General features: G+C 68.4%; 4 protein-coding genes and 1 pseudogene. 3 read left to right on the top strand and 2 right to left on the bottom strand.

Annotation, left to right across the window (positions count from 1 at the left end):
* From D7W82_RS36365 to D7W82_RS36355, 3 genes and pseudogenes are all read left to right on the top strand, one after another.
* Window positions 1-251 (top strand): annotated as a pseudogene (locus D7W82_RS36365) (type I secretion system permease/ATPase); the annotation flags it as partial.
* Window positions 248-1,894, top strand: coding sequence for a thiol reductant ABC exporter subunit CydC (gene cydC / locus D7W82_RS36360; RefSeq protein WP_120622688.1), 1,647 nt, complete (start codon window positions 248-250; stop codon window positions 1,892-1,894). The pseudogene D7W82_RS36365 and the gene cydC, both read left to right, overlap by 4 nt.
* A 178-nt stretch (window positions 1,895-2,072) precedes the next feature.
* Window positions 2,073-4,244, top strand: a complete 2,172-nt coding sequence (locus tag D7W82_RS36355) for a hypothetical protein (protein WP_120622687.1) — start codon at window positions 2,073-2,075, stop codon at window positions 4,242-4,244.
* A gap of 101 nt (window positions 4,245-4,345) precedes the next feature.
* Here the strand turns inward: D7W82_RS36355 and D7W82_RS36350 are convergent, their stop codons facing one another.
* Window positions 4,346-5,743: a DUF1552 domain-containing protein gene (locus D7W82_RS36350; RefSeq protein ID WP_120622686.1), complete on the bottom strand. Its 1,398-nt coding sequence runs from the start codon at window positions 5,741-5,743 to the stop codon at window positions 4,346-4,348.
* 5 nt (window positions 5,744-5,748) lie between these two features.
* Window positions 5,749-8,103 carry a DUF1588 domain-containing protein gene (locus D7W82_RS36345; RefSeq protein ID WP_120622685.1) on the bottom strand — a complete coding sequence of 785 codons (2,355 nt, stop codon included), beginning with the start codon at window positions 8,101-8,103 and terminating at the stop codon, window positions 5,749-5,751.
* Window positions 8,104-9,116 lie beyond the last annotated feature (1,013 nt).

Here is a 9,116-nt window from a genome sequence, read left to right as displayed (position 1 = left end):
GGCAGAGGCAGCGGCTGGCGCTCACCCGGATCCTCGCGGGCGACGAGCGGCTGCTGCTGCTCGACGAGCCCACGGCGCATCTGGATGAGGCCTCCGAGCAGCGCGTCCTCGAAGCGCTGAAGCAGCGCGCCCGGCAGGGAACGACCCTGCTCCTGGTCAGCCACCGCGCGCGGACGCTGGCCATCGCGGACGACGTCGTCACGCTCCACTCGACCGAGGCATCCCTGGACACCCTCGCGGAGGCCGCATGAGTCGCCATCCCTTGCGACAGGTGCTGCCGGAGCTCGGGCTGCGTCCCCGCACGGTGGGCTTCGCGGTCGCGCTCGGGACGGGCGCGCTCTTCGCCTCGACGGCGCTGGGCGCGTTGTCCGCGTGGCTGATCGCGCGCGCCGCCGAGATGCCGCCCGTGCTCGACCTCACGCTCGCCATCGTCGGTGTGCGGGCCCTGGGGCTTGCTCGCGCGGGCCTCCGCTACGCCCACCGGCTCGTCGCGCACGAGCTGGCCCTGGGGGGCGTGGCGCGGCTGAGGGCCAAGCTCGTGGACGCGCTCGCGCGGGGGCCGCTCCCCCGGGTCCTCGGCCTCAAGCGCGGAGACCTCGTCGCGAGGCTCGGCGGTGACGTGGACGCGGTGGGCGAGGCGGTCATCCGCTCGCTGGTGCCCATGGCCATCGCGGCCGGTGTCGGCGTGGGCAGCGTCGCGCTGCTCGCCTTCTTCCTCCCGGCGGCGGCAGGGGCCCTGGCCGTGAGCCTGGCCGTCGCGGGGGGCGTGGCGCCCTGGATGAATGCGCGCGCGCTGGCCCTCGCGGAGCAGGCGTCGTCAGCCACCCGGTCGCATCAGCTGTCCACCGCCCTGGAGCTGCTCGAAGGCGCGGCGGAGTGGAGGGTTTCGGGACGAGCGCCAGTGTTGCTTGGAGTCCTGCGCGAGGACGACCTTCGTCTGGAGCGCCTCTGCGCGCGGGCCGCTCGCTGGACCGCCGCCGCGACCTTCCTGTTGCATGGCGCGTGGAGCGCGAGCGTAGGGGCGGCGCTCGTCCTCGGCTTCGCGGCGCTCGAACGCGGAGCGCTCTCCCAGGTGGAGCTCTGTGTCGTCGTGCTCGTGCCGCTCGGTGCGTTCGAGGCCCTCCAGTCCATGCCCGCGGCGCTGACCCAGTTGCTGCGCTCGACCGAGGCGGCCCGGCGGCTGCTTCCGTTCCTCGAGGCGCCTGAGGCGGAGACTCCGGCCGCCGCGATTCCATCCCCCGCGCCGGTGGGCCACCTGCGCGCGGAGGGGCTCGCGTGCGGCTGGCCGGGCCGGAGCGCCGCCGTCTCGGGCATCGACCTCACCGTGCGGCGGGGGAGGTCGCTCGCCCTCACCGGGCCCAGCGGGAGCGGGAAGACGACGCTGCTGCTCAGCCTCGCGGGGCACCTGCCTCCAAAGGAGGGGAGGGTGACGCTCGGCGAGGTCCCGCTCGAGGGCGTGAGCGAGCAGCACCGAGTGGAGCTGCTGCACTGCTCGACCGAGGATGCGCACCTCTTCGACACCACCCTGCGAGAGAACCTGCGGGTCGTGCGCGCGACGCTCACCGACGACGAGGCCCTCGCGGCGCTGCGCAAGGCGGGACTGGGGGAGTGGTACGCGCGGCAGCCGAGGGGGCTCGACACGCCCCTGGGCCGCGGGGGCGAGGCCATCTCGGGAGGCGAGCGGCGGCGCGTCCTCCTCGCGCGCGCCTGGCTCTCAGAGGCCCCCTGGCTCCTGCTCGATGAGCCCACCGAGCATCTCGATCCGCGCACCGCGGCGCGCGTGATGCGAGACCTCGACGGGATGAAGGCGCACGGGCGCGGCCTGGTGGTCGTCACGCATGATGCGGACGTGGCGCGCGCGCTGGACGGCGTCCACGCACTCGCGCCGGCCTGACGCCCGCGCCCAGGCCCTGGGCGCGCTTCAATTCAAGATACCCGGAACGGAGGCCACTGGGGCTTCGCACTGAATCTGCCAGTCGGGTCTGCATTCACTCGCAGTCATGTTTGTCTTGAGGTTTGAGGACAAAGCATGTTTCAGTGGAAATCTTGCCAGGCCCTTCCAGGAGCGGCGCATGTTCGACGTCCACATCGGCTTCATGGACGAGGAGGTCAAGCCCGTCCTCAACCAGTTGCTGAAGCTCAATGGGCCACCTCCAGCGACTTTTGAGTCGGTGATGCACCGGCTCTTCCTGGTGAACCGGGACCGGCCCATCTACGTCATCGAGCGTGACGACATCCTGACGGGCAGCAGCCTCTTCCAGATGATCGAGCACCAGTACTCGTTGCCCTGGGACTACAAGGTGGTCGCGGTGCTGCCTGAGACCCGGGGGCAGGCGCTGCCGGAACTCCAGGTGGCCCGGCGTGGGACGGACGACACGGGCCTGGAGTTCGCGTCCCTCCTCGCGAAGAAGCTGTCCAGGGCGGCCCGGGACTCGGACTTCGCCGCCCAGGTCACCGCGCTGTGGAATTCGGGGAACAAGACCAAGCTCGCCTTCAAGGCGCAGATGGCCTACACGGTCTATGCCTTCAACTGCAAAAGCAGCGCGGTGGACCACCGCAACCCCGTGGTCATCGTGCGCGCGCCGGAGATGGGCCTCCAGCCGGAGCTCATCCGGCTGAACCTGAAGACCATCATGTTGGCGTTGGGGCAGATCAAACTGCCCGGCAACACGTCCGAGCGCAGCGCCGCGAACGTCTACATGTACGGGGCAGGCGGCGCGATGGGGAGCGGGACGAAGCCCGGCAAGCTGCAACACATCATGGGCAGCGTCTACATCGGGGCGGAGGTGGACAGCGAGAGCCTGGTGGGCAAGGCGGCGGTGGGAGAGACCCGGAAGGATCGCACCGTGTCCCTGGGGCAGCGGTGGGTGGGGCTGGTGGCCTTCTCCTGCCCGGACTCGCACATCGTGCTGTACCGGTCCGCGTCCCAGGGCACCTACAAGGAAGCCCTGGACCTGGCGAAGGCCGAGTTCAAGAGCCTGCGCCTGCTGGCGCCCCTGAAGCAGTGCCAGAAGCTCGTCGAAAAGCTCTACCCCTCGTACTCCATCAGCCTGACCGCCAGCGACTTCATTGGCGGAGACATCAAGGCCGCGGCCCGGGATCAGGGGCTGGTGGGTGACTGCAACATGGAGGACTACCACGTGCTGCGCATCCTCCATGAGATGCGCTTTGGCGTAGGCATGCCCCAGCTCTTCAACCACGGACTGGCCCGCATCGACTGCGATCCTCCCCACATCCCGACCGCGCTGTTCACCGCCTTCAAGGCGTGGGCCCAGGAGGCCCGCTGGACGAAGGAGCACTACGTCGAAGGCATCCTCTGGGGCCTGCGCGGCATCACGTTCGATTCGGTGAGCTGGCCCCATGCGCACTGGGGCTTCAAGGACCGGGTCGCCGCGCTCAACCAGGGGAGCCTGGACAAGTACTTCTATCTGGTGGGAGACCGGGTGCTCTGCCCGTTCTTCACGGAGCTGGCCTGCGACCTGCTGGAGACCGCGGCTACCGCGACCTCGTCGGCGGCGGTCTTCGGCGTCCCCAACGCCAACGTGGCCAAATTCACGACCCTTCAGTTCCGGGCGAAGCTGATCCAGGGCCTGGGCGTGGCGTTGATTGGTCAGCCCGACAAGCTGGCCGGGCTGAGGGGGGCGATTGGCGCCTTCATCGACACGTTCGGGGAGATCCTCGAGGACGCCGGGCTCAAGGAGCGAGGCGTCGACAGGTGGCCCATCTGGGCCCGGCCTGGCTGGGGCGGCGACAAGTGGAGGCAGGCGGGCTCCTGGGCCGTGGTCCACGTCACGAGCGTCGGCACGCCACAGGCGATCGCCTCGGTCTGGGATGAGCACTTCCCCGTCACGAACGCGCCCAACGGCAACCTGGACCGGGCCCTCTACAAGTCGACGAACATGATGGCGCTGCAGGTGCTCGCGCCGTCGGGTGGCGCGAAGCTCGTCCACGACCACGCGTGGTCGAACGTCATGTCCGAGCTCACGAGCAAGCACGAGACGCAGTGGAAGCCGCGCATCGCGGCGAAGGACTGGAGGGCGGTGGACGCGGGGTTCGAGGCACAGCGGACGACTCTGGGAGAGCATGTGCGGCAGGAGCGCCTGGCATACCTGGCGGATCTCGCGGGCATCATGGAGCTCGTCCAGCGGCTGCGGGCCTCGAACTCCTGCAAGCCTCCCTCGCCGTTCACGAACGAGGGTCCGCCGCCGCCACCCCCGGGTGGCTCGATGGTCAGGGCCTTCTGACGAGAGCGAAGCCCGGTGCCACTTCTCCACATCCTCGCGGCGAGGAGAAGAGGGCCGCGCTGTCTCGCTCGCATGGACAGGTTCCGCGGCCCTCTTTCGGCTCAGCCATACAGCTCGCTCAGCGGTCCCGGCGCGATGCGCGTGCTGCCCTCCTGCCCGAAGGTGTTGAAGTCCGCGTCTCCGAACGCGTGGCCGAGCGTGTTGAAGAGGTTGGAGACCTGCCGGTTCCGGGGCGCGTCGTACTTCGGGTACACGACCGTGCGCCCGTCGGTCTTCAGGCCCAGCGCGTTGCCGCCCACCACGAGCTTCGGCCACTCACGCGAGGTGGAGTGGTGCTGCTCGCCGTTGTCGGACATGAAGATAATCGCCGTGTGATCCAGCATCGAGCCGCTCGCGCCGACCTCGGGCGTGGCGGCCAGCGTCCTGGCCAGGTTCGCCACCAACTGCACGTGGCGGCGGGTGACCTCGGCGACCTTCTCCCAGTTCTGCCCCGCATCCAGGCCGTGCTGCAGGTTGTGTCGCGCGACGTCGCTCACGTCCGGGCCGTAGGCCACGTCGAAGCCCGAGGTGCCCGTCGCCAGCACGACCGTGTTCGTCAGCCCGCCCAGGAGGGCCGCCGTGGCGATCTGGAACTGGGCCTCGAACCACTTCAGCGAGTCGGGCGGTGAGCCCGCGCCGGTGAGGAGCGGGTTGTCCTTGGGCGCTACGGGCAGGTAGGGCCGCACGCGGTCCGCCATTCCGGTGAGCTGATCCTCCCGCGTGCGCAGCGACTCGAGCGAGGAGACGTAGCGCTCCAGCTTCAGCCGCTCGTTGGAGTTGCCCTTGAACTCCGCCAGCGCCTTGCGCGAGTCGGCCAGCGCGAAGTCGAAGAGCATCTTGCGATCGCGCCCGTTCGTCGAGCCGCCGAGCAGCGAGCCGAAGGTGCTGTCGAACGCGAGCGAGGGGTTGACGATGATGCCCGCGGGCTTGCGGGGCCCGAGCGCGCAGGTCTCGTACACGATCGACACGCGCGCGGAGCTGGTGCCCAGGCGCAGCACGTCGAACGGCGCACCCCGGCGCAGGCGGGGGGCGATCACCGCGTCGACGGTCGCGCCCGCGCCGTTCACCGCGCAGCTCAGCCCGCCCGTCCCGCTGGAGTGCCCGCCGCCCGCGATGAGGTTCGAGAGCCCCAGCAGCACCGCGGAGCGGTTCACCAGGTCGATCTTGCCGGCAGACTCCGCCAGCGGCCCGAGGCTGATCGCGCTGGCGAGGTTGTCGCCCTCACGCACCAGCGGCGTGTCCTTGTACGCGTCCCAGAAGAGGCGGTCGGAGGTGTTGGCGCGTCCCCCCAGCGCCGCGCGGGTGCCCGTGCTCAGGAGCGCGCGGGGGTAGACGCCATTGCACTCGAGCACCAGCACCAGGCGCGCCGGCAACGCGGACGACTGGGCGTAGACGTCGTGGAAGTAGGGCGCGAAGAGGCCAGCGGCCATGCCCGTCAGGACGGTTCGTCGCGAGAACATGGCAGTCACTCTCCAGCCTGCGGCACACGCCGCGTCTTCCAGGTGTCGCTTGTCATCAGCGTGGTCAGCATCTTGGAGAACGAGCCATTGTTCTGATCATAGGCCTGCTCCATCTGCGTCAGCGTGCAGGCGTCGCTCAGGTTCTCCGGGCGTCCCATGAAGTAGCGGAAGGCCTGTCGCACGAAGCAGCGCTTCACGTGCTGCGAACTCGCCAGGCGCTCGCTCAACTCCACCGCGTCGCGCACCGGACCGTCCAGCGCGGGGTCCGGCATCGACGTGAGCGTCGAGCTTCCGTCCGGCGTGGTCCAGCCTCCGCTGGTCGAGTGATCCCGCGCGCGCAGGAAGCCCGCGTGGTTGTAGATCTCGAAGGGCAGGCCGAGCGGTTCCATCAGACGGTGACAGCCCTGGCACTGCGAGCCGGCGGTCGCCTCCTGCAGGCGGCGGCGCGCGTTCTTGTCGGCGGCGTGAGCGCCGACCTGGGCCGCCACCTGCACGCTGCTGAGCGGCGGGACGAAGCCGCACAGGAGGTTCTCGCGCACCCACTTGCCGCGGTGGACGATGGACGGATCGTCCTCGAAGTTGCCGCCGTGCGCGGCCAGCCACACCGGGTGGGTCAGCACGCCCGCGCGCTCCGTGGCAGGCAGCGTCTTCCAGCGGCCCGCGACGGTCGCCGGGAGGATCTCGCTGACGTTGTAGGGGTGCGAGAGGCCCTTGTGCGAGTCGTATGCCGCGTTCTGCATGGAGGGCACGTAGAAGGTGCGCGTGGTGAGCAGGTTCGCCAGCACGTCCTGGTCCTCGACCACCACCCGCGCGATCAGATCGTCGAACTGCTGGATGAAGGTCGGCTCCAGCGGATGGAAGTTGGTGAGCAGGTTGTCGTACGAGACCGAGCTGATGTAGCCGAGCCCTTCGAGTTCGAAGCGCGAGGTCGCCGCCGGGGACTCCTTGAACACTGCGGACACGTGCCCGTAGCCGAGCCACTCGCGGAAGAAGCCCGCGACGCCGTCACCCAGCCAGTACTGCCCGCGCTTGGAGCGCTGATCCTCGTTGTAGTCCTGCACCAGATCGAAGCGCGGAGTCCCGTTCTGGTTGGCGTCGACGCCGCCCAGGTGCTTCTGGATCAGGGCGGTGGTCGTCGCATCCTGCGTGAGCGAGCCCTCCTTCGCGGCAACGGCCACGTCCGCCAGATGCCCCTCGAGGGGCGCGGAGTAGTACGGCCACACGAAGCTCGGCGTGGCCGAGGGCGCGCGCCCTGCCAGCGCGTAGGCGAGCTGCGAGCCCAGCTCGAGGCTGGTCAGCTCCACGCGACCGTCGGCCGGAGCGCCGCCCATCTCCTGGCGGAACATGGCGCCGGTCATCATCCACGCGGCGTTGGAGATCCGCGTGATGGAGTCCGCGCGGGTCTGCGGGGAATAGCTCGGTTCCTGCGCGATGACAGAGGTCGCGAAGGCGGTGAGGCGGGTGAGCTCATCCTCGGTGGGCGGGCGGAAGAAGACGCCGAACTCGAGCATCTGGCCGAGGTGGAAGCGCTTGCAGGTGTCGCTCGGGTTCGCGTCGTTGAACATGCAGCTGAAGCGGTTGTTGGTGAAGACACGCTCCATCCGGTTGCCGTCCGGGTAGTTCATCGTCCACGGCGAGGCGGCCGCGCCGACCACCGGCAGGAAAAGCTCCACCGTGGCCTCGTCCAGCGTCTCGTCCGTGGCCCAGGAGCTGTACTGCTCGATGGCGCTGGGATCGAGCGGGTTGTCGTAGAAGCTGAACCCGGTCCAGCTGCGCTCGACCGAGCCACCGACGTTGCGGGTGAACTCGCGCCGGTTCATGCGGCGCAGGCGCGTCGGCGCATCCGAGCGCACGCCTTCGGTGCAGGTGAAGAGCGCGGACTGCTCGAGCAGGTTGGGCTCGGGCACGACGGTCACGGGCGGCCCGTCCGTGCCACTGCAGAGGGGCATCCCCTCCTGGATCCAGGTCTCGAGCGCGGTGCGCTCGGCCGCGCTCGCGCGCTCATGCGGGGCTGGCGGCATCGGAGACGCGTCATCGCGCATGCGGATGAGCGCGCGCTGGGCGTTGCTGAGCTTCCCATCCATCGCCGAGCTCACCCGCATGTCGTGCAGGGTGCGCAGCGGCATCGTCGCCCCTTGGGTGGGCAGCGCGCCGTGACAGCTGGCGCAGCGCTGGGTGAGCACCGACTGGACCACGCACGCGGCGCCCACGTTCCCACCGGGATCCCCGGGGTCCACTGGATCCACTGGATCCACTGGATCCACTGGTTTGTTGGGGCCTCCGTCGTTGGTGTTTGGCCCGATGTTGCCCTTGCACGCAACGAGGCTCAACAGTCCGGCCAGCAGGAGCACGCGGTTCATCCGGCCAGTCTGGCACGGGCGGTGGGTGAAATAGCAAGCGGGTCCTGCCAAACGGGCTTAGCCGGAACTGAAGTTGCCCCGGTTCCGCAGAGCGTTCCGCGCTTTCGCCCTCAAGCGGCAGCGCGGTGCTTCTTCGCGTAACCAGTGGGTGTCTCGTCGTCGAGAGCGGAGTGGCGCCGGAGAGCATTGTACCAGCCCTCGATGAAGCGGAAGACCACCCGCTACGCCCAAGAGGGCTCCTGTCCTTCCCATGCTCCACAAGCGCCAAGCCTGGTTACACTGGAGCGCTTGGAGCCGACTACGACACCATGATGACTACGTGCCCAGATTGCCGATATTCTTATGTCTCTGACTTACCAGCGGATATCGCGAGGCACCGGGAGGAGCACGCGCGCTGGGAGGAGCCTACGCGGCCTGTCTATTGTCCCTCGCTTCGTGCATCGGGCAATGATCAAGCTAGCGCGTTGCTCGTCGACCATGGTTCGCCGCTCTGGAAGCACGAACACATGTATCGATGCGCTCGTGCTTTTAACCACGAAATGCACTATAATAATGTCCCATGGCCCGACCCACACACGGAGGACATCGACCTTTCGACTCCCGTTAGGGAAGGCCAACTCATAGGAGACTCTGGAGGAAAAGTTTTTGGAGCAGCATGCTTTCAGTTGGGCGGCCCCATGGACAATGGGGAGAGGTTTTGGTGGTTGAAGTGGGTTTGGCTGGCTCCGTCCGAAAGACGCCAAGGCCATCTCCAGGCGCGATGGGCGGACTGGGTGTCTCGATATGGAGAGATATTGCCAGAGCCCCCAATTTCAGGTGCTATGAAGTGTTTTCTGAAACGGATAGATTGGACATTCCCCGACATCGAACGCGATGCGTGGCTTAATACTACCCGGTCACTTGAAGGCGGGTGGCAGGCGTGATCTACGGTCGGGATGACACCCGCGCAGCTCAAGAAGCTGGACGAGGCACTGGGCGCCTACCTTGAGGAGATGGTCGCCGGCATGGGGCGA

The organism is Corallococcus sp. CA049B, from assembly GCF_003611685.1.
Classification (GTDB): domain Bacteria; phylum Myxococcota; class Myxococcia; order Myxococcales; family Myxococcaceae; genus Corallococcus; species Corallococcus coralloides.
Note: the sequence above shows the minus strand (reverse complement) of the source record. Positions and strands in the feature narration are given on the sequence as shown.

What these genes read in the sequence shown, in the direction of transcription:
- cydC (WP_120622688.1), top strand. Translation starts at nt 248, where the DNA reads ATGAGTCGCCATCCCTTGCGACAGGTGCTGCCGGAGCTCGGGCTGCGT.
- D7W82_RS36350 (WP_120622686.1), bottom strand. Translation starts at nt 5,743, where the DNA reads ATGTTCTCGCGACGAACCGTCCTGACGGGCATGGCCGCTGGCCTCTTC.
- D7W82_RS36345 (WP_120622685.1), bottom strand. Translation starts at nt 8,103, where the DNA reads ATGAACCGCGTGCTCCTGCTGGCCGGACTGTTGAGCCTCGTTGCGTGC.
- D7W82_RS36355 (WP_120622687.1), top strand. Translation starts at nt 2,073, where the DNA reads ATGTTCGACGTCCACATCGGCTTCATGGACGAGGAGGTCAAGCCCGTC.